Annotated in this window: 17 protein-coding genes; 9 read left to right on the top strand and 8 right to left on the bottom strand. The window is 43.7% G+C overall.

Annotation, left to right across the window (positions count from 1 at the left end):
• Positions 1-106: 106 nt before the first annotated feature.
• Positions 107-1369 carry a peptidase U32 family protein gene (locus IR173_RS10700; protein ID WP_237039590.1) on the bottom strand — a complete coding sequence of 421 codons (1263 nt, stop codon included), beginning with the start codon at positions 1367-1369 and terminating at the stop codon, positions 107-109.
• Positions 1370-1440: 71 nt separating this feature from the next.
• On the opposite strand from IR173_RS10700, the gene dusB reads away from it, so the two are divergent.
• The gene (dusB, locus tag IR173_RS10705; protein WP_237039591.1) at positions 1441-2424 is read left to right on the top strand and encodes a tRNA dihydrouridine synthase DusB; all 984 of its coding nucleotides are present in this window, start codon (positions 1441-1443) and stop codon (positions 2422-2424) included.
• Here dusB and IR173_RS10710 read toward each other — a convergent pair.
• The 4 genes from IR173_RS10710 to IR173_RS10725 form a co-directional block, all read right to left on the bottom strand.
• Positions 2421-3362 carry a GIN domain-containing protein gene (locus IR173_RS10710; RefSeq protein ID WP_237039592.1) on the bottom strand — a complete coding sequence of 314 codons (942 nt, stop codon included), beginning with the start codon at positions 3360-3362 and terminating at the stop codon, positions 2421-2423. The genes dusB and IR173_RS10710 overlap by 4 nt on opposite strands.
• 301 nt (positions 3363-3663) lie before the next feature.
• Positions 3664-4641 carry a phosphatase PAP2 family protein gene (locus IR173_RS10715; protein WP_237039593.1) on the bottom strand — a complete coding sequence of 326 codons (978 nt, stop codon included), beginning with the start codon at positions 4639-4641 and terminating at the stop codon, positions 3664-3666.
• On the bottom strand, positions 4632-5642 hold the full coding sequence (locus tag IR173_RS10720) for an NAD-dependent epimerase/dehydratase family protein (RefSeq protein ID WP_237039594.1): 1011 nt from the start codon (positions 5640-5642) through the stop codon (positions 4632-4634). Before IR173_RS10720 ends, IR173_RS10715 begins: the two co-directional genes overlap by 10 nt.
• A gap of 16 nt (positions 5643-5658) precedes the next feature.
• Complete coding sequence (locus tag IR173_RS10725) at positions 5659-6561, bottom strand: cation diffusion facilitator family transporter (protein ID WP_237039595.1); 903 nt, start codon at positions 6559-6561, stop codon at positions 5659-5661.
• A 130-nt stretch (positions 6562-6691) separates the two neighbouring features.
• On the opposite strand from IR173_RS10725, the gene rnr reads away from it, so the two are divergent.
• Positions 6692-8839, top strand: coding sequence for a ribonuclease R (gene rnr, locus IR173_RS10730; RefSeq protein ID WP_237039596.1), 2148 nt, complete (start codon positions 6692-6694; stop codon positions 8837-8839).
• A 204-nt stretch (positions 8840-9043) separates the two neighbouring features.
• On the opposite strand, the gene IR173_RS18080 is transcribed toward rnr, so the two are convergent.
• The gene (locus IR173_RS18080) at positions 9044-9172 is read right to left on the bottom strand and encodes a hypothetical protein (protein WP_262914294.1); all 129 of its coding nucleotides are present in this window, start codon (positions 9170-9172) and stop codon (positions 9044-9046) included.
• Between the two features lie 110 nt (positions 9173-9282).
• Here IR173_RS18080 and IR173_RS10735 point away from each other — a divergent pair, with 110 nt between their 5' ends.
• The gene (locus IR173_RS10735; RefSeq protein ID WP_237039627.1) at positions 9283-10203 is read left to right on the top strand and encodes a serine O-acetyltransferase; all 921 of its coding nucleotides are present in this window, start codon (positions 9283-9285) and stop codon (positions 10201-10203) included.
• Here the strand turns inward: IR173_RS10735 and IR173_RS10740 are convergent.
• Both IR173_RS10740 and IR173_RS10745 read right to left on the bottom strand, forming a co-directional pair.
• Complete coding sequence (locus IR173_RS10740) at positions 10200-12122, bottom strand: ATP-binding protein (protein WP_237039597.1); 1923 nt, start codon at positions 12120-12122, stop codon at positions 10200-10202. The genes IR173_RS10735 and IR173_RS10740 overlap by 4 nt on opposite strands.
• Before the next feature lie 215 nt (positions 12123-12337).
• The gene (locus tag IR173_RS10745; protein ID WP_237039598.1) at positions 12338-12814 is read right to left on the bottom strand and encodes a Dps family protein; all 477 of its coding nucleotides are present in this window, start codon (positions 12812-12814) and stop codon (positions 12338-12340) included.
• A 127-nt stretch (positions 12815-12941) separates the two neighbouring features.
• Here IR173_RS10745 and IR173_RS10750 point away from each other — a divergent pair, with 127 nt between their 5' ends.
• From IR173_RS10750 to IR173_RS10775, 6 genes are all read left to right on the top strand, one after another.
• On the top strand, positions 12942-13868 hold the full coding sequence (locus IR173_RS10750; RefSeq protein WP_237039599.1) for a hydrogen peroxide-inducible genes activator: 927 nt from the start codon (positions 12942-12944) through the stop codon (positions 13866-13868).
• Positions 13869-13918: 50 nt separating this feature from the next.
• Entirely contained in the window at positions 13919-14521 is a 603-nt protein-coding gene (locus IR173_RS10755) for an RNA polymerase sigma-70 factor (RefSeq protein ID WP_237039600.1), read from the top strand.
• A gap of 86 nt (positions 14522-14607) precedes the next feature.
• Entirely contained in the window at positions 14608-15588 is a 981-nt protein-coding gene (locus IR173_RS10760; protein ID WP_237039601.1) for a FecR family protein, read from the top strand.
• A gap of 192 nt (positions 15589-15780) precedes the next feature.
• Positions 15781-19266, top strand: coding sequence for a SusC/RagA family TonB-linked outer membrane protein (locus IR173_RS10765; RefSeq protein ID WP_237039602.1), 3486 nt, complete (start codon positions 15781-15783; stop codon positions 19264-19266).
• A gap of 12 nt (positions 19267-19278) precedes the next feature.
• On the top strand, positions 19279-20796 hold the full coding sequence (locus IR173_RS10770) for a SusD/RagB family nutrient-binding outer membrane lipoprotein (protein ID WP_237039603.1): 1518 nt from the start codon (positions 19279-19281) through the stop codon (positions 20794-20796).
• 24 nt (positions 20797-20820) lie between these two features.
• Complete coding sequence (locus IR173_RS10775; RefSeq protein WP_237039604.1) at positions 20821-22293, top strand: glycoside hydrolase; 1473 nt, start codon at positions 20821-20823, stop codon at positions 22291-22293.
• Positions 22294-22678: the final 385 nt, after the last annotated feature.

The raw sequence follows: 22678 nt of genomic DNA on the forward strand, positions 1-22678 counted from the left end.
TGTTTTCGGGCGAGCGAACCTCGCCCCTACGAACGAAACGACAGCATTATCCACGTTTTGACACAACCCCTTTTTTCATTCACCGATAAACCAAGAATCGTTTATCTTATTTGTTTTTTAGCTCCTGAGGAGATACCAACTTATAAAGTTTGTCGCTGGGGCGTATCTTTTCGGGAACTTTAAATGAAACATGCTGGCCTTTCCGCACCACATCTACCGGCTTCAAATCAACCCGCGCCTCATCCGGTGTGAAGAACACGGCACCCGTGGTAGGCCCTGTTATCAACAGCTTGTCACCTACCTTCATTTCGGCCGCCTCCACCAGAAACTCAGCCACACCGATATTAGAGAAGTATTTAATGCCTTTTCCCACATACACTTTACGTTCAGTTGCTTCGGAACCATAATTCCTGCTCCACTCGCCCAATCGCTGTCCCAGATAATAACCGTTCCAGAATCCGCGGTTAAAGACAGTTTTCAAACGTTCATCCCACCCCAATTTCTTTTCTTCCGTAAACGTACTTTCCAAATACGAACGGATAGCATCTTTATAACATTCCACTACCGTGCGTACATACTCAGGCCCGCGGGCACGCCCTTCAATCTTGAACACACGCACACCGGCCTCAATCATTTCATCCATGAAATGAATGGTCTTCAAATCTTTGGGAGACATGATATATTTATTGTCCACTTCCAACTCTATATCACTTTCTTTATCCTTCACTTCGTATGCACGACGGCAAATCTGCATGCAAGCACCACGATTGGCAGACGCATTCATCTCATGCAGACTGAGATAGCACTTGCCCGACACAGCCATGCATAACGCTCCGTGGCAGAACATTTCTATCCGGACCAGCTCGCCTTTCGGCCCTTTTATCTGTTCGTTCTGGATAGTATCATAAATCACTTTCACCTGTTTCAGATTCAATTCACGTGCCAGCACCACCACATCGGCAAAGCGGGCATAGAATTTCAGAGCCTCTGCATTGCTGATATTCAACTGAGTGGAGAGATGCACCTCCTGCCCAATCTCATTACAATAAGCCATCACCGCAACATCGGCAGCAATCACAGCACTGATTCCGGCTTCTTTTGCAGCCTCCACAATTGTACGCATCAAGGCAATATCCTCATCATAAATAATAGTATTGATGGTCAGATAACTCTTGATGGCATGCTCATCACAGATTTGCGCAATCTCGCGCAAGTCATTAATAGTAAATGTATTGGCAGACCGGGCACGCATATTCAGGCTTTCAATGCCAAAATAAATGGAGTCCGCACCTGCCTGTATAGCGGCAGCCAACGACTCACGCGAGCCGACAGGAGCCATTATTTCAAAGTCTTTTATAGAAGGTTTCATTATTCTTTTGATTATGTGTGTGCAAAGGTAGGCTTTTTTCCGTATTTTTGCAGCCAAATAACTGTTAGAATATGAAAATACGCCATATAGACTTGGGGGAACACCCTGTTTTATTAGCTCCGATGGAGGATGTGACCGACCCTGCCTTCCGCTTGATGTGCAAAAAGTTTGGTGCCGACATGGTATATACCGAGTTCGTATCAAGCGATGCCCTGATACGCTCGGTAGGAAAAACCATGCAGAAGCTGAACATCAATGACGAAGAACGCCCCGTAGCCATTCAGATTTATGGAAAAGATACCGAGACAATGGTAGAGGCGGCCAAAATAGTGGAAGAAGCACACCCTGACATTCTGGACATTAACTTTGGCTGTCCCGTCAAGCGCGTCGCAGGCAAAGGAGCAGGCGCCGGAATGTTGCAGAACATCCCTCTGATGCTGGAAATTACCCGCGCCGTTGTGGATGCGGTAAAGATTCCCGTCACCGTAAAGACACGCTTGGGATGGGACAACGACCATAAAATCATTGTCAGCCTGGCCGAGCAACTGCAAGATTGCGGCATCGAAGCATTAACCATCCACGGACGTACACGCGCACAGATGTATACCGGTGAAGCCGATTGGACGTTGATAGGCGAAGTAAAGAAGAACCCGCGTATACATATTCCTATCATCGGCAATGGAGACGTGACCACACCGCAACGTGCCAAAGAGTGTTTTGACCTTTATGGAGTAGATGCCATCATGATTGGACGTGCCAGTTTCGGACGCCCCTGGATATTCAAAGAAGTGAAGCATTATATAGAAACCGGCGAAGAACTTCCACCTCTGTCTTTCGACTGGAAAATGGATGTCCTCCGCCAGGAAGTGCTGGACAGCGTCAATCTGTTGGACGAACGCCGCGGTATATTGCATGTACGCCGCCATTTGGCTGCATCACCCATGTTTAAAGGAATTCCTAACTTTAAGGAAACGCGTATCGCCATGCTTCGCGCCGAAACAGTCAAGGAGCTTTTCAGTATCCTTGACTATATAAAAGGCAACTATACCCTTTAATCATCATTGGAACGACGATGACGCTTGCCCTTCGTGCTGTTCTTTTCCACAGTACGGGGGTTTCCGCTGTAAGACACATCGCTGTTCTTGCCTTCCTTATTAATGATTATCTTTTCGGAAGCATAGCACGAAATGTCACCGGTACTACGCGGAGACGTATAAGCAGTAACTTGTTTCGCTTTCAATGCAGAACCTGTAATGTCACCGGAACCGCTTAACGAATAATTAGCTTTCGTACACTTGCCCGATAACGTAACATCGCCCGAACCGTTGACCGTACCATTCACTTCATCAGCCGAAATGCCTTTTACAGTTACATCACCCGAACCGTTGACAGCACTACTCACTCTATCGACCGAAATGCCCTTCACGGCAATATCACCCGAACCATTGACAGCCATGCTCATTTCCTCTCCCGAAACATAACCTAAAGTAACATCACCCGAACCGTTGACAGCGACATTCATCTTACGACATTTCACCTTGTCGGCGTCAATGTCACCACTGCCATTCACTGTCCAGTTAATGGCATCATTCACGTCAACCCCATTCTTGAAAATAATATCACCCGAACCGTTGACCACAACATTTTTCACCATAGGGGCAGCTACACGAAGTTCCAGTCTGGTACCATTCTCAAATGAAACGGAATATCCCTTCTTTAACTCAAGAAACAGCGTATGGTCTTTTACATACACTTGCACAATGTCCTGCAAGTTATCCGGAACAGAGAGTTCCAATTTCTGCTTGCCGGAAGTTTGGGTATAAACAATCTCGCTGCTTCCATTCAGACAGACCGCATCAAAACGCCCCACACGCACTTCCTTTGTCACATTGTTCTTACTTGCTCTTATTCTTTCACCTAAAGATTCTGCCCATACTGTTGTAGATACTAACGCCAAGGCAAATAGCATAAAAATAGATACTAATTTTTTCATAATATTATCGTTTTATATATAAGACGTATCTAGTTGGGCAAACGTTGCAGCCTTTGCCCATTTTTTTTCAATTAATTAGCTCCGGGCATTAGTCCGAGTAAGCATTTTCGCCCTTTAGGTTAAGCCTTTCTATCAGTCGGGCTACTACAGTCTTCGGCAGTGGACTGTACAGTCTACTACAATGGACCGTACAGTCTGCTACGGTGGACTGTACAGTCCGTTGCCGAAGTCCGTAATAATCTTCCGCTTAAAAAGCCTTAGCCGACAGCAAGAAACCGCTTACTCTTCTATCCATCCGGTTCTATCTGGCCACCAATTGGAACACCACCGAGGCAAACCATCGTTTATACATCCACGTGGCCGCAATATAAATACAAACAGCAGAAACCCAACCGGCAATCACATCTATCAAATAATGCGCCTGAATATAAACCGTGGCACAGCAAAGAAGCACATAAAAGGGTGCCAGGAAATAGCATAACTTCTTATTTACCCGATAGGCCATAATCATGATAATAGTGGAAATGCCGACATGCGAACTGGGGAAAGCTGCGGTAGGACGTTCACCCACTTCCTGAGAAGCCTCTACAAGATTATAAAAGAAACCATGGTCGAAACCGGGACCGGGCAACAAAATATCATTGTGATTGAAATAATCTCCAATCGCCGGAAAATGTTGCGCCATCACATTATCCATGCCGATAGCAGGAAAGTAAAACTGCGGACCGGCCACAGGAACCAATATATAAATAAGATAATAAATGAAAAATGAGGTAACCAATACAAAAGACGCCTTCTCAAACCATTCAAAACGGAAAAGGAAATAATAGATTGTCACTATCGCAATCATCGGGTAATAAGCGAAATAGCCCAAATTAAAGGGCTCACTGAACCACATGGACGGACAAAGCTCACTGAACTCCACCGACGGCTGGCAACGGAACAGGAATTGTTCTGCAGAAGCAAAGAAATTATCCAGATTCGGGAATAAACGGTTGAACTCAAAGGTATCGGGATACCAATAAGCCAAAAATGCCATTTGCACAGCCATACGCGTAAATGCGGATAACTTGCAAGGATATTTGTGATATAGATATATCAATGCAAAAGTAATAACCACAATACCTGCACGTTCCAGAAGCATTGTGCCGGGGTGATCCATGCGCGGCCACAATATCAAAACCATAATCGTAGTGAGAGCATTATATATCAAACTGATACTCTCTACGGCAAACAATCCTTTTACACTGTCTACACGTTTGAATAAATTTAAAGCCATCCTTCTTTCTTATACCAGGCAATAATCTCTTTTACTCCCCTTTCTAACGGATACTCGGGACGATATCCCAATTCATCCGTCAATGGAGTGATGTCGCATTGCCAGTTGCGTTGTTTCATTATTTTATATTTATCACGATTCAGCGTACTTACCTTCCCCAGGCAACGCGCTGAAAATTCAGCGAGCAAAGATACAACTTTTAAAATAAATAGCGGACATTTAAAGTGTATAACCCACGGATTACCAAGCTCTTTTTGTATTAAATCGGAGAAAGCACGGCTGGAATATACATTTCCGTCACTTACAAAATAGGCACGGTGCTTCACTTTATGCTCTATAGCCAGATAGACTGCCTGCACCAAGTCCTTCACATAGATAAAGGTAAGATCCTGACGTTTGAAGCCGGCGGCAAAGTCTACGTGCTGCTTGATTGATTTGGCCATCAGGAAATAATCTTTCTCGCGAGGCCCGTAGACACCGGTCGGCCGGAAAATCACGACCGGGAAATCACCCAATGATTGCAGATAATGTTCCGACTTCAGTTTACTGACTCCATAAGCCGTATTGGGCATCGCCGCATCATGTTCATTGATGGGGGTATAATTCTCTTCACGTATAGGCCCGAAGATACTAAGCGAACTGATATAGATAAATTGTTCGGGAACCATATCCAATGTTTGCAGCGCCTCTACGAAATTGCGGGTATAAACATAATTCCCTTTGTCAAACTCTTCTTTGTGACGACATTTAGTCACACCGGCACAATGAATGATGTAGTCCCACCCCCCATGTGCTTGTTTATGAACCGCCAATTGCTCTACCAATCTTCCGGGACGGGCAAAGTCCAGTTCGGCAAACCGGATACGAGAATCTTTCAAGTACTTGCGGCTGCTGCTTTTGCGCATGCCCGCCCATACCTGCATACCTCTTTCCAAACCGCCTTCCACCAGAAAACTGCCGATAAACCCGCTTGCTCCGGTTACCAATATTCTTTTTTCCATTATTCCTTATCACATTTTATTTCACCGGTTCCACATGGATACCCACATGAGTATCTTCCCCATATTTTTCTTTCAATTTCCGTTCGATTGCCGTGGCCGTCTCATGTGCTTTGTATAATGATATATCACCATTCATACGGACATGAATCTCTATGGCATAATTATTCCCGATACGCCGTGTGCGCAAATGATGAGGCTCTGTTACTCCGTCGAAAGACAAGACTGTCTGCTCTATCTCGTGCTCCACACTTTCGGGCAATGATTTTTCCAGCAGTTCATCAATACAAGGTATCAGGAGCTTGACAGACACTTTCATTATAAAGAAACTAACTATCACAGCGGCAATAGGGTCGAGCACCACCCAATGGGGTCCGAGCAGGATAGCTCCGCCAATACCTGCAGCCGTGCCGATAGAAGACAATGCATCGCTCCGATGATGCCATGCATTGGCTATCACCGCTTGAGAGTTGTACTTTCTGCCCATACGGACCGTGTATTGATACAATATCTCCTTCAGCAGGATAGAGACAAGAGCCGCAATCAGTGCAAGCATTCCGGGCGCACGCAACTGTTCTCCGCTCATAAAGGCCAGAATTTCGCCGGCGCCATTCCACAAGATACCGCAACCTACTCCCAAAAGTGCCATTCCAATCAAAGCGGTAGCCAAAGTCTCATACTTGCCGTGTCCGTAGTCATGCCCCTTATCCTGAGGCTTATTGGAAATACGCACAAATAGGATGACCACCACATCCGTTATGAAGTCGGAAAGAGAATGGACGGCATCCGCCATCATAGCAGCACTATGCCCTGCTATCCCGGCCAGAAATTTAAAAATAACCAGCAAGAAATTAACAAAACTGCCCCATAAAGTGACCTTATAGATTCCTTTTTCTCTGGCTCTTTTCTCAAGTTCAGTCATAATCGTTATTTTTGAACGGACAAAGATAGCACGTTTCGCCCATATTCAACCAAATTTAATGCATCTATTGAACCACCATTCCAATTATTTTGTTTACTTTGTGACACATAATACATTAAAATACCCATCTATGGCTAAAAAGAAAGAAAAAAAAGCAGGGAAACGCATGAAAAAGAGTGAACTGGCAGAACGCCTCATAAGCTACTTCCATGCCAAGCCGAATGAAACATTCAGCCTCAAACAGCTCTCAAGCGGGTTAAACTTAACTACTCATCCTCTTAAAATGCTTTGCGCCGACATCCTCCTCGAAATGACAGAAGATGATTTTTTACAAGAAGTTGAAAAAGGGCAATATAAACTGAACGACCACGGACTGATTATGACGGGTATTTTTCAGCGTAAAAGTAATGGTAAGAACTCTTTCATTCCGGAGGACGGAGGAGAGACCATCTTTATAGCCGAACGAAACTCGGCACACGCCATGAACAACGACAAAGTAAAAATCGCCTTGTTTGCAAAACGCAAGAACCGTAATCCGGAAGGAGAAGTAATTGAAATCATCGAACGGGCCAACGATACGTTTGTCGGAACACTGAAAGTAGACAAATTCTATGCTTTCCTTGTAACCGAAAACCGCACGCTGGCAAATGACATTTTCATCCCCAAAGATAAATTAAAAGGCGGAAAAAGTGGCGATAAAGCTGTCGTAAAGATAATAGAATGGCCGAAAGAAGCCAAAAACCCTATCGGGCAAGTCATTGACATCTTGGGCAAGGCAGGAGAAAACACCACTGAAATGCATGCCATTTTAGCGGAATACGGACTACCGTATGTATATCCCAAGAATGTGGAAGCCGCCGCCGAAAAGATTCCGGCTGAGATAACAGAGGCCGACTATGCCGAACGGGAGGATTTCCGGGCCGTAACTACCTTCACCATCGACCCCAAGGATGCAAAAGACTTTGACGATGCTCTTTCCATCCGACTTATCAAACCGGGACTGTGGGAGGTCGGAGTACATATTGCCGACGTTACACATTATGTAAAAGAAGGAGGTACCATAGATAAAGAAGCCGAAAAACGTGCCACTTCCGTTTACTTGGTAGACCGCACCATTCCGATGTTGCCCGAACGTCTGTGTAACTTTATCTGCTCTCTCCGTCCCGACGAAGAGAAACTGGCATTCTCCGTTATTTTCGATATGAACGAAAAAGGTGAAGTGAAGGACTCGCGTATCAAACATACCGTGATTAAGAGCGACCGCCGTTTCACCTATGAGGAAGCGCAACAAGTCATCGAAACAGGTGAAGGCGATTATAAGGAAGAGATTCTGGAGTTGAACAAGTTAGCTCAAATCCTTCGCAAACAGCGATTGGCTGCGGGCGCTATCGATTTCGACCGCATTGAAGTAAAATTTGAGATTGATGAAACAGGAAAGCCTTTAAGCGTCTATTTCAAGGAATCCAAGGAAGCCAACAAGCTGATTGAAGAGTTTATGCTTCTGGCCAACCGCACTGTAGCTGAAACAATCGGCAAAGTGCCCAAGAATAAAAAAGCAAAAGTATTCCCCTATCGTATCCACGACCTTCCCGACCCCGACAAACTGGAGAATCTGAATTGGTTTATTAACCGCTTTGGTTATAAGATACGCACTTCGGGTTCAAAATCAGAAGTTTCCAAATCCATCAACCGCCTGTTGGATGATATCAAGGACAAGAAAGAACAGAATCTGATAGAGACTGTTTCTTTGCGTGCCATGCAGAAAGCACGTTATTCCACGGTTAACATAGGCCATTATGGATTGGCTTTTGATTTCTATACCCACTTTACCTCTCCCATCCGCCGTTTTCCGGATATGATGGTACACCGCTTGCTTACACGCTATCTGGCAGGAGGGCGAACGGCACAAAAGGATAAGTACGAAGATTTATGCGACCATAGTTCCGAAATGGAACAAATTGCATCAAATGCAGAACGCGCTTCGGTGAAGTATAAACAAGTGGAGTTTATGAGCGAACGTTTGGGCATGGAGTTCGACGGTGTCATTTCCGGAGTAACCGAATGGGGACTTTATGTAGAAATCAATGAAAACAAATGTGAAGGTATGGTACCCATGCGCGATTTAGGCGATGATTATTATGACTTTGACGAGAAAAACTATTGCTTAATAGGAAGACGTCATCATAAGAAGTTCAGTTTGGGAGACACTATCACTATTAAAGTGGCACGCGCCAATCTGGAAAAGAAACAGCTGGACTTTGCATTGGTGGAGAAATAAGAAAGTTTACTGTGGGAGTGTGTCAAAACTAAACCGGCCTATCCCATCGTCAGCTGTAGGGGCAGGGTTTGCCTGCCCGAAGACACAAAGTAAACTGTTTTCGGGCGAGCGAACCTCGCCCCTACGAACGAAACGACAGCATTATCCACGTTTTGACACAACCCCATAAGAAACGAAAGCTTCCTTCCACACCAAGGCAAACACTCATTTCACCCGTCTGTTCAACTGATTATTCGCTTTATCCGGTTTTGACTTCCCAATTCGTTTGCCACCTGACTTTTTTTTATTCCCTTGCTTAACCTTACCGGCGAAAGGATTCTTCTTATTTGCCATAAAACATCTTCTTTTTTCTGCAAAAATAAACTATAAAACCCAATATTCCTTCTATTTATTGGCAATGATATAGAATTTCTTTACTTTTGTCCTTATTAACCATGATAGATATGACTTCATTCGACTATACCGGCATATTGACCCAAGCAGTAGACGAGCTCTCCGACAGCCAATCCTATAAAGGACTGTTCCATCAACACAGAGACGGAGACCCTCTGCCTTCGGCTAAATCACTATACAAGATTGTAGAGTTAGCCCGTTCCATCCTCTTCCCCGGATATTTTGGTAATTCCACTATCAACAGCCATACCATTACCTATCATATAGGGGTAAATGTAGAAAACCTGTTCGACCTGTTGACAGACCAGATACAAGCCGGCCTGTGTTTCGGACAGGACAATAATAACAATGATAAGACCGGCAACAATGAACCGTGTCGGGAAACATCAGCATTGCTTGCCGCCCGTTTTATAAGCAAGCTGCCCGAAATGCGCCGCGTTCTGGCTACCGATGTAGAAGCAGCCTATTACGGAGACCCTGCCGCTACTTGTTTCGGTGAAATCATTAGTTGCTACCCTGCCATTCGTGCCATCAGCAACTACCGGATAGCACATGAATTGCTGGTGTTAGGTGTGCCCCTGATTCCCCGGTTCATCACCGAAATGGCACACTCGGAAACGGGAATAGATATCCATCCGGGAGCAAAGATTGGACATCATTTCACAATTGACCACGGAACAGGCGTAGTGATTGGTGCAACCAGCATCATCGGCAATAACGTAAAACTCTATCAAGGGGTCACTCTGGGAGCAAAAAGTTTCCCATTGGACGACAATGGCAATCCTATCAAAGGTATTCCCCGCCATCCTATTTTAGAAGATGACGTAATTGTTTATTCCAATGCTACCATTTTGGGACGCGTAACCATAGGTAAAGGCGCAACCGTAGGAGGAAATATATGGGTGACTGAAAATGTTCCTGCCGGAGCACGCATCGTGCAACGCAAGACCAAAGAAGGAGAGAAAATTTAAACCTCAATCAGTGGGAGAGTCAGGATAAAACGACATCCCACTGTATAGCCTTTATCAATGACCAGTGTTCCACCTAACTTTTCAGCAATCAGCCGGCAGATAGGAAGCCCCAGGCCTGTCCCCTGAGTAAAGTCGTCCAATTTAGTGAAGCGTTCGAAAACATACTCCTGCTTATCCGCCGGAATACCTTTCCCTGTATCCGTAACACGATAAATAATTTTCCGCTCGTCCCTTTTTAGTTCATAGTCTAAAACAATAGAACCGTTATCGGTAAATTTAGCCGCATTCTGCAAAAGATGAATCAATATTTGTGAGACCCTGCCCGGATTGGTTTTAATCAAGCACCTCTCTACAGAAGGACGAAACTCCAATTCCACTCCCTCCCGCACCAAAGTCCGGATAGCTTCCATCCCCGACAGACAACTTATATTGATATCTTCCACCTTATCATAAGGCACCTCTTCAGATTGGTCGAGAAAAGAGATATCAAGCACATCATTAATCAGTCTCAACAAGTTGTCGCTATTGACTTCAATAATCGAAACAAACTCTTTTGTCTCCGGATTATCCTGATATATATCCACCAATAGTTGAGAGAATCCCACTATAGAATTCAACGGTGTTCGAATCTCATGAGACATGTTCTGGATAAAAGCCGTTTTCATCATGCTCGCATATTCAGCCCGTTCTTTGGCCTTCATTAGCTCCTCAGCAAAAACCTTTAAGTCCTTATTCTGTTTGTTGACAATAAGTTTCGATGCTTTCAAACGTTTATTGAGTTTATAAATCCGAAAGAATAGAATCCCGCTCATTACCCAAAATACGACAGCGAATATCAAAACCAAATAAACGGTATGCAACTGATCTTTCTGAACACTTAACTGAAGCTCATTCTTTTCATTCTTCAACTGTTCCAACTCTAAAATAGAAGAAAACTCAGCCGCAGAATTCTGCAATTCTTTTGTACGGACAGAATCCGTAGCCTCAATGTAATCATAGTAAAACTGAGCAGCCTTCACCTTGTCTCCCATCTCCCAATAAATATTTCCCTGTTCCCTTACCAATTTATAATCCATATATTTAGAACGGCTGGGAGTCGAGTCATTCATCATTACATCCACCATCTTCAACGCCTCACTATATTGTCCGGCAGCACTATAATACGTTTCCTTCAGATAATAAAGCCCTATAAGGTATGTAGCCATATCTTTATTCTGCATGAACAACTTTTCAATGTCCTGTATATATTTCCAGGCCTCATTCAACTGCCCCTTCTTTATATAATAGAGCGCATACGCCTTACGGGTCGTAAAAGCCTGGTAATCCGTCTGCGCCAAAGAGAGCCCCTTTTCCAAAGCCTCTTTTGCCTCATCCCATCGTTTCAAGTCTACAGCCGACTGAGCAAACGAAGCATAATAAGACGGAAGATTGATATCTGCAATATTATTTTCCTCTGTTATCGCTATTGTCTTTTTAAAGTTATCATAAGCTAATTGATAATTGTCCTGCGTCAGATAAATATTCGCCATACAACGGTAACACTCCACAATTCCCCGCATATAGTTATCTTTCTGGGCTTCCTGAAGCATTTTCTTTACTTCATACAGAGCGATATTGGCTTTATTTTGTTTAATATAGTAGATTACCAGACGGCTTCCCCATGCAAAATAGTAATATTTCAGTTGATTGTACTTCCGACTGATTTGCTTTACCTCCTTTACACTTTCCAGAATATTCTGCTCATCGTTCTTGTAGTAATAATAATCCAGTTTCAAACATTTTGCAATAGCCATCAACCGTCTGTTACCCGCTTTCTCGCTCCGCACAAACAGAGTATCACACATATCCAAAACAATGGGAGAATCCAGATTCGCCTTACACTTTTTATAATAGGTCATCAATATGCTGTCGTTTTCCACAGCAACTTCATTTTGCCCTTTGCCGCAGCAGCAACATAAAACAAATAGAATTGTCAGACAAAGCCTAAGACACATCAAAGTGAGTAATTTTTCACAAAGATAACATAATATTCTGAGACGAAACCGAAATGAGATAAAAAACGAAAGGAAATATAAAAAGAAAGGAGCATCGGCCTTCCACCGATACTCCTCCATCCTAAACTAAAGCAAACCGACTACTTTGAAGCATAGGCTACCAACATCCAAACCATCTTTTCCTGTTCTTTCAAGTAATCACTCATGACAGCTACAGTAGCTTCGTCGCCTGCCTGTGATGCAATAGCGAGTACTTTACGTTCTTCAACAATAAAATGACTGTAAGTCTCAAGAATGTTGTTCAACGCTTCGTCGCCGGATGAAACACCCTCTACCTCTTTTATATTCGACATTTTCAAATAGTCACTATACTTATTCTTCGGCACACCTCCCAACATCAGGATACGTTCTGCCAGCTCGTCTACTTTATCGGCAGCATTGTTGTATAACTCTTCGAACTTGCTATGCAATACAAAGAAACCGTGTCCCTTGATATTCCAATGAAATCCACGCAGATTAGCATAAAACACCTGATAGTCTGCCAATAATTGTTGCAATGAATCTACTACCTTTGCAGCGGCTGCTGAATCTAATTTGATATAATCTAATGTTTTCATAATTCTATGTTTTTAAATTGATTACTATTTTTCTTTTTCTCTGATGCAAAGATAAAGGAGAAAGTAATGCGTGTCAAACTGATAATTTCTATCTTTGTATAGACAAAATCTATCAAGCCCAAAGCCTATGAACCTACAACAACTGGAATACATACTTGCCGTGGACGAACTTCGTCATTTTGCCAAGGCTGCCGAACATTGTAATGTAACACAACCTACCTTGAGCGCAATGATACAAAAGTTGGAAGATGAACTGAATATCAAGATATTCGACCGCAGTGCACAACCGGTACAGCCCACGACGGTCGGCAAGAAAGTCATTGCACAGGCACGGATTGCCCTACATCAAACCTCGCTTATCAAAGACTTGGTAAAAGAAGAAGAGCAATCTTTGAATGGTATTTTCCGCATCGCCGTCCTCCCGACAATTGCCCCCTACCTTCTGCCCCGTTTCTTTCCCGAGGTAATGGAAACCTATCCTTTGCTGGATATCCGGGTAATCGAAATGAAAACCCCTAACTGCCTTGCTGCCCTTCAAGCTGGAGGCGTGGAAGCTGCCATCATTGCCGGCCCCGCCGAAGAAAAAGATTTCATCTCCACTCCTCTTTATTATGAATCTTTCTTCGGATATGTCTCTCCAAAAGAATCAGCTTATAAGAAAGAAATGATTCGTTCTTCTGAAATAAGCGGAGAAAAGCTTTGGTTGCTGGACGAAGGACACTGTTTCAGAGACCAGCTAATGCGTTTCTGTCAGTTAAAGTCCGCACAATCCTGTCAGATAGCCTACAAACTGGGAAGCATGGAAACCTTCATGCGCATGGTAGAGAGTGGAAAAGGTATGACTTTCATCCCCGGTCTGGCGGTATTGCAACTGAATGAGGAGCAGAAGAAGCTGGTCCGCCCTTTTGCCATCCCGCAGCCTACCCGACAAATTTATATCATTACAAAAATAGATTTTGTACGCCATGCCATACTTTCCATGCTTGTAGATAAGATTAAAGCTGCTATTCCAAAAGAAATGCTCATTCTGCAAAACGGACAAAAGGTGGTATAACTCCTTTTCCATAAAATGATATTAACCAAATGACAAACAACAAAAGATTTATGAATAACACAGACACTCCTATAAATGAACGCGAAATAGTTCTCCGTCTGATAGATGGAGATGAAGACGCTTTTTGTGAACTCTATGCCACTTATAAAAACCGCCTGCTTTATTTCGCCATGAGATTCGTAAAATCAAGAGATTTTGCCGAAGATATTTTTCAGGATGCCTTCACTGTCATTTGGCAAGGACGCCGCTTCATTAATCCCAATGCCTCTTTTTCCTCCTATCTGTATACTATCATGCGCAACCGCATCCTCAATCAAATTCGAGATATGGAAAAAGAAGATACACTGAAAGAAAGTATCCTTTCGCAAGCAATAGATTATAGCGACGATACTAAAAACAACATCTTGTCAGGTGACCTGAAAAACATCATCCAAAAGGCTTTTGAGTCTCTTACTCCCCGCCAACAGGAAATCTTCAGAATGAGTCGTGAGGAATTATTGTCACACAAGGAAATTGCCGACAAACTTGGCATCTCCATTCATACTGTACAAGAACACATCTCTCTAGCTTTACATACCATTCGTACTTATTTAACCAAATACTCCGATACTTATGCCGATTTACTGCTCATCCTGATTTGCATGAATCTATAATAAAAGTTAAACATACCCTAGTACTCCCTCATATTTGTGTATTACTTATGTGAGGGGAAAATAAACAGCCCCATCCCATAAAGAAGATGAAAGACCATAAAGAAGAAAAACAAAAACTACGTCGTTATCTGGACGATATGTATGTTCAGGAAGAAGCAGCCGAACTACTCGACAGCCTGCGTCGTGATGAAAACAAAGAGCTGTTGAACGAACTGGCTTCCAATATATGGGAAGAATCTTCTCTCCACCGCCAAAATACGGACACCGAGCATGATACATACAAAAAAGAAGCATACCGGTTACTCCAGAAGTTGGAACACCACAAACGATTCCATTTCCGCCACATTACTTATGCAATAGCAAGTATTGCCGCCTTATTGTGTCTCATATTCGGAAGTATCCACTATTCCCGCTATATCGAAAAGAAGAGTATTGTTTTCACCCAAGCCGGCACCACTTTCGGAGAGAAAAAACAGCTCACTCTACCGGATGGCAGCCGTATCGTACTCAATTCTTGTTCTTCCCTCCGATACCCCAATAAATTCATAGGCAAAACCCGTACAGTAGAACTGGATGGAGAAGCCTACTTTGAAATAGCCCATAATGAAAAAATGCCGTTCATCGTCAGTACATGTAATTTCAATGTCCGTGTATTGGGAACTCAATTTGATGTAAAAGCTTATCGGCAAGACGAAATTGTATCGGTGGACGTAAAAAGCGGAAAGGTGCAAGTAGACCTGCCGGAAGCCATGATGAGACTCACGGCACAAGAGCAGGTATTAATCAATACCTTATCAGGCGAATACAATAAAAAGAATGAGGAAAAGGAAGTTGCTGTTTGGATAAAAGGCAGCCTGAGGTTTAATCACACCCCTATTCGGGATGTTGCCCGAGAATTGGAACGGATGTACAATTGTCGGATTAGTTTTGCAGAAGACCAAGAATTCAACAATCTAATCTCAGGCGAACATGATAACCAAAGTCTGGAATCCGTACTCGAATCTATTCGCTATATCAGTGGAGTGAAAAACAGAAAAGAAGGAGATAGAATCATCTTATACAAATAACCGAATGTTTAACCTTATAAATCTAAACAATATGCTTATGTTATCATCTGCTTAGCTCATAAAAAAGTAGGAGTTTCCCGGCCGGATACCCCTACTTTATATCCCGGAAACTATTTGCTGTTTCGACCTCAGACAAATTGGTTTCCTGTGTCTTAACAACTTAAGTCTTAAATCATTAAAACGCACAAATTTATGAATATTATTCCGACTCATAAAGGAATAGGTAAAAATAGCCATTCATTTTTAGCTTTTTTACTATTCGTATGCCTGTCATTGATGCCTATGCTTGTGCAAGCACAAAAAGAAAACAACATCACGCTGAAAGCACAAAGCGAATCTGTAGAAAATGTATTCAACCAGATAAGTAAGCAAACCGGTCTGAAATTTTTCTATGACCAAGAAACAGTGAACAATGTTCCGCTGGTTACTATTCAAGTGACAAATGCCACGCTTCAAAGCGTGTTGGATAAAATCACGGTACAAACGAAACTGTGTTTCAACAGAAAAAATAAAACCATCTCTGTCAGCACTCCTCAGATAAAAGAGGAAAGTCAAAAAAACATTCCGGTAAATGCACATGGAACCGTGACCGACGAGAATGGAGAAGCCATTATCGGTGCTACCGTACAAGTCAAAGGAGCTACCACCGGAACCATTACTGATATCAATGGTGAGTTCAACCTGCCTACCGAAACCGGCAAGACACTGATTATTTCATATATAGGCTACCAATCGGCACAGCAGAAAGTAAGCAACAAGCCAATGAGAATCACAATGAATGAAACTTCTATTGCTGTAGATGAAGTAGTAGTAACCGCTTTGGGTATCAAAAAAGAGAAAAAAGCGCTAGCCTACTCCGTTACCGAAGTGAAAGGTGACGATATGAACCGCGTTAAAGTAGCTAACCTGGCAACCGGGCTTGCCGGAAAAGTAGCCGGTGTCAATGTCTCCAAACCCGCTTCGGGTGTGATGGGTTCCAGCCGTATCGTTATCCGTGGTAACGGCTCTTTAAACGGTTCCAACCAACCTCTCTATGTCATCGACGGTATACCAATGGATAACAGTAACTACGGTCAAGCCGGACAGTGGGGCGGTAATGACGGCGGTGACGGTATTTCTTCCATTAACAGCGAAGATATCGAAAGCATGTCTATACTGAAAGGAGGTACTGCAGCCGCACTATATGGTTCACGCGCTGCCAACGGTGCGATTGTCATCACGACCAAACGAGGAAATGTGGGACGCATCAAGGTAGAATATAACCTCTCTTATCTCAATGACCAACTGACTTTTAAGAACGACGATTTACAATGGGAATACGGTACGGGAGCCAGAGGCATGAGTCCTGAAACAATGGCCTATTACACCGCAGTCCAACAGGCTGAATCAATGGGTTTACCCGAATCCATGATTCCCACGCTGGTAGACAAGATTGCACCGATGCTCGCTTCACAAATGGGCATGCTCTCTTTCGGCGGTAAATTAGACGGATCGGATGTAATGCAATTCGACGGTATCCGCCGCCCTTATGTAGCTGCAGGAAAAAATAACTTTAAGAACTTCTATCAGGATGCTTGGGCGTTGACTAATAATATAGCTGTATCGGGTGGTACGGATAAAGTTCAGTTCCGTATTGCCGCAGGCGACCAACGTTACCATGACCTGATGCCCAATTCCAAACTGGAGCGTAACAACATTACCATGAGTGTCAATTCCAAACTCAGTGAGAAATTTACAATCAAAGCTAATGTCATGTATGTGCGTGAACGCGCGAAGAACCGTCCCGGACTAGGTGACATTACCATGAACGCCAATGCCACACTTTATATGTTACCGGCCAATGTTGATGTAAGGGACTTGGAAAAACGTGTAAACGATGACGGAACCGAATTTCTTCCCACGTCACAAACATTCATTGGCAATCCCTATTTCATTGCCTATGACCGCAGTCAAAAGGATAGCAAAGACCGTGTTATCGGATCTGTAGAAGCACAATATAACTTTACTCCCAACTGGTATTTACGCGCTCGTGGCGGTGGCGATATGATTAATCGCCGTAGCGAAAGTGTTACTCCGTGGGGAACAGCTACCACTCCCGAAGGTTCAATCTCGAACAGTTCTACTTACAATGGCGAATTCAATGTCGAGGCTATTGCCGGATATACCAATACCTTTAAAGACAATCTGTTCAGTGTAGACGCTTTTGTGGGTTGGAACACTATGGGAACATGGTACAACTCCCTCAGTGGCTACGGTGAAGGGTTCATTCAACCGGGATTCAATGTAATCGGCAATACCGGCACTACTTCCGCCGGACATTCTCGTTCTGAAAGTTACATCAATTCGCTGTTCGGACAAGCCGAATTCTCTTATAAAAGTATGCTTTACCTTACTTTGACCGGACGCAATGACTGGTTTTCTACCTTATCTTACAAAGGCAAAACCACTCCGAATCACATATTCTATCCGTCAGTCGGCGTAGGATTTATAGTCAGCGAAGCCGTGAAAATGCCCGAATGGATACCTTATTTCAAATTACGCGGTTCATGGGCGCAATCAGGTGGTTCCGTCGGTGCCTATAACCTTGGTCTGACTTATGGTTTCAACCAAAAATATAATGGTAAATATCCTATCGGTTCCATCAATTCGGGCACAATTCCTTATCTTGACCTGAAACCGTTAACATCCATCTCTTACGAAGGAGGTTTTGAAGCGCGCTTCTTAAATAACCGAATCGGCATCGACTTTACCTACTATGTGCGTAACACCAAAGACGACATTGTAGATGCCGGAATCTCCTCTACATCTGGTTACAGTAAAGTACGCATCAATGCCGGTAAGGTGAACAATCATGGTATAGAACTGTTACTGACCGGAGTTCCCGTTAAAACAAAAGACTTCACTTGGAATTCCTCTTTCAACTTTTCCTACAATAAGAGTGAGGTAAAGAAAATCACTGATGAAGTAGACGAATTCATCCTCGAAACAGCCCGTACCGGACATGATGGCGATAATTGCGGTCCTGCTTATATCTATCACCAGGTGGGACAACCTTACGGTATCATTAAAGGCGTTGCCTATAAACGCAACGACAAAGGCGAAATCATGTACAAAGACGGCCTGCCTATGCAAGGCGGTATCCAAAAGCTGGGAGAAAGTGTAGCCCCCTACACCTTGGGCTTCAGTAACAGCTTCACCTATAAAGACGTGACACTAAGCTTCCTGATTGATGCCAAAATAGGCGGAGATATCTTCTCTATGACCAATGCCCACATGTACAGTTTCGGCCGCCATGCCAAAACATTGCCGGGACGTGAAGACGGTGCTATCGGACAAGGAGTAAAAGAAGACGGCGTCACTCCGAACGATATAGCTGTAGATGCCATGACCTATTATATGGCAGTGGCCGGCATCACCGAAGAGTTTGTTTATGATGCTTCTTATGTCAAATTGCGCGAAGTGTCACTCGGTTATAGCTTTCCACAGAAATGGATAAAGAAGCTGGGTATGTCTGCTCTTTCACTGTCAGTAGTAGGTCGCAACTTATGGAACATTTATGACAAGGTTCCTTTGGTTGACCCCGAATCATCTTTCAACACCGGCAATGCACAAGGCTTTGAATCGTATGGTATGCCTGCCAGCCGTAGCATTGGTTTCAACTTAAACGTTAAATTCTAAATTGCATTTACTATGAACAATAAACTGATAAAATCCGTACTTCTGTTATCCGTTGCAGGTTTGGTAACTGCTTGTGATTTCGAAGAAAAAAATACCGACCCCAATAACAGTACTACTATCGAACCGGGACCATTGCTCACCTATACTCAGATGAACACCACTACCGGAGGTGCCACCAAAAATATGCAGGTAGGCACTTGTATGATGCTGGTACAGCAGACCGCCACTCTAAACAGTAGTGAGGCTAGTGCCGGAGACAAATATTATATGATGAGTGCACCCGCAAACACATACTTCTTGGATTATTACTCCTCCACCATCAAGAACTGGCGCGAAATGGAGTATCAAGCTACTCTGAACCCGGATAAATACCAAAACATGATAGCCGTTGCCAAGATATGGGGAGCTTATTTGTTTCAGCGTATGACAGACTTATATGGAAATGTGCCGTATTCCGAAGCCGGCCTAGGTTTTCACGAAGCAATTTACAAGCCCAAATATGACAGCCAAGAGTCTATCTACTATGATATGATAGACCAAGTACAAGCCGGTATCGAGTTGCTAAGTGAAGATAAGCCTGCCATCAGCGGTGATTTATTTTATGATGGGAATATAGCCAAGTGGAGAAAATTCGGCCACTCATTGTTACTTCGTTTGGGGATGCGTCTCTGCAAAGTCGACCCTGCACGAGCAGCCGAAACAGCAAAAGCAGCCATTGACGGCGGAATAATGAGTGAAGCAGGCGATATCTGCATGGTAAGGCACAACACGCGCCGCAACGAAGAAAAGAATCCGTTGAGTTACCGTTTCTCGGTTGACAACTATGTAAACAATGACATCGTAAAAATCAGCAAGACTTTCATGGATTACCTTAAGGAAACCAACGACCCGCGTATCCGTGTGTTCTGTTCTTTGAAAAACGGTGATAACAATCCCGACAAACAAGTCGGTCTGCCCAACGGTTACGATAGTAATAATATCCCTTCTTACCCCGGCGGTTATTTAGGAAAAGAAGCTTATTCCAATTTCAACATCAATACCATTTTGAAAATGGACGCGCCTACCCTGTTCTTAATGCCGAGTGAAAGTAAACTGCTGCAAGCAGAAGCAGCGTTACGCGGTTGGGTAAGCGGAGATGCCAATACCTTATACCAAGAAGCCGTTACGCTATCGATGAAAGAACAAGAGATAGCTTATGGAATAACAATCAGTAATAAAGAGATAGAAACATTCTTGGCACAAGACCTGTTTGGCAAAGCTGGAAGCACAGAAGAAAAGATGGAAGTGCTAGGCAAACAATATTGGGTTGCTACCTTTATGAATGGCTACGAAAGCTATGCCAACTGGCGTCGCTGCGGATATCCCAAACTGACTCCAACTCATTATTCGGGCAATGAAAGCAATGGAGAAATCCCCCGACGTGTGCCTTATCCTACAGATGAATATACCATTAATAAGGCAAATCTTGAGGATGCTATCCACCGACAAGGTGCGGACAATGTAAACACCCGTGTATGGTGGGATAAATAAAACAGTAATTGAAACAACATAAATATGAAAAAATTTATATTAGCAATTAGTTTAATTGGTGGAATCTGCCTCCCTGTGAAGGGAGGCGATTCGTTATCACGAATCATCCTCCACACAAACCGGCCTGCCGAACAAGTGATAAATGGTTTCGGGGCAGCACAAGCCGGTTGGTCCGATGCCTTGTTCTTATTCCCTAACCGAGAGAAAGTAATCGACGCCCTTTATGGTCCTGACGGGCTAAAGCTCAATATTCTAAGGGGCGAGATATTTCCTCATTACTCTAAGGAGGCTCATCAATACGACTTCGGCCTACAAGCAGATACTAGTGCCGCCACCGTTGCCCATGCAACTTCACTGGAAAAGAACGAACTATTGAGGCGGGGACAACTTTGGCTCACCATGTACACACAACAGAAATATCCCGAAACTCTTCTCATGTTTTCGGCATGGAGCCCTCCTGCCTGGATGAAAGAAGGCGGAGAACTCACTCCCGACCAATATGCCACCCACGGACGACTAAGTCCCGAACACTATCAGGACTTTGCCGATTATATGGCTGCATTCTACAAGGCTTTCCAATCCATAGGTATCTATACATACGCCTTGTCACCCTCCAACGAACCAGGTTATCCGGCCCCTTGGAACTCCTGTGTCTGGACTTCCGGTGAAATGGGAGATTTCATCCATCACTATCTTCTTCCTACTTTCGAAAAAGAAGAAATCCCTGCCAAAATCATCTTTGGAGAAAACCCTGCATGGTCTGTTACCTTCGACCGGCTGAAGATGATTTCTTCTGCTGATTTCACCAACGAGATTTTGAAAAAACATCCCGATATGCCATCCGACAGGTTGATAGCAGCCGGTCACGGCTACATTCTGCCCGACAGTCTGCCTCTTCCCGCAGAACTGAGACAGACACCGATTATTCCTTTTGCCGAGGCAGAGCAACAGAAGATACCGGTATGGGTGACTGAAATCAGTGACATCACTCCACTCGATACCTCCATGGAAGATGGTTTGCGCTGGGCAACCACGTTCCATCATTATCTGGAGAAGGCTCATGTAAGTGCCATCGTGTGGTGGGCAGGAGCACAACCTACCGGCAACAATGAAAGTCTCATCGTTTTAAACAAGACAACAGGTGAGTTCGTCTTGCCCAAACGTTATGATACTTTCGGCAATTACACCCGATACATCCCCACAGGCAGCCATCGCATCAAAAGTGAATCAAGCGGAATGCCGGAAGGTGTAAAGGTAACCTCTTTTATCAAAGACGGCCGTTACACCGTGGTAGTAGTGAATCCTACAGACAAAAAGATAGACTGTCTGCTGTCATTAGAAGATGCCAGAAGCAAGGAACCCTTAAGTTCTTACACAACCACCATGGACAAACGATGGGAAGAAAGCACAATTACGTGCAGCAAAGACGGATATGCCTTGCAAGTACTCCCCCGAAGTGTAACAACTTATGTAGGAGTTTGCTATTTCGACCAATAAAAGACAAGCTAATTCTATAAACGGATCCGTCTGCTTGCACTATTAGATACAGAATAAAGGCTACAATGTAACAAAATGAATGCAAAATTGACCCTGATTCGCTGTTGTCTTGCCGCAAGATAGCCTCATCCCTATCGCTCATCCAAGTAGTGCTTGTCCTTATAAGCCTAATGCATGGCCTGGAAAAGCTTATTGTAATTGCTTGAATGAGATGCGAAATATATAAAAAGAAGTGAGTGAGAGCATGAGAGCAATGCTCTCACTTTTTATTATGCTCTCACTGTGTGTGACTTGCTCATTATGAGTTGATTACATTGAAAATGAGAGCATGAGAGTATAAATGAATGCAACTTACTATTGTATTATCAACTGTTTTTTGAGTAAT

The organism is Phocaeicola faecalis (genome assembly GCF_021730445.1).
GTDB classification, from domain to species: Bacteria; Bacteroidota; Bacteroidia; order Bacteroidales; family Bacteroidaceae; genus Phocaeicola; species Phocaeicola faecalis.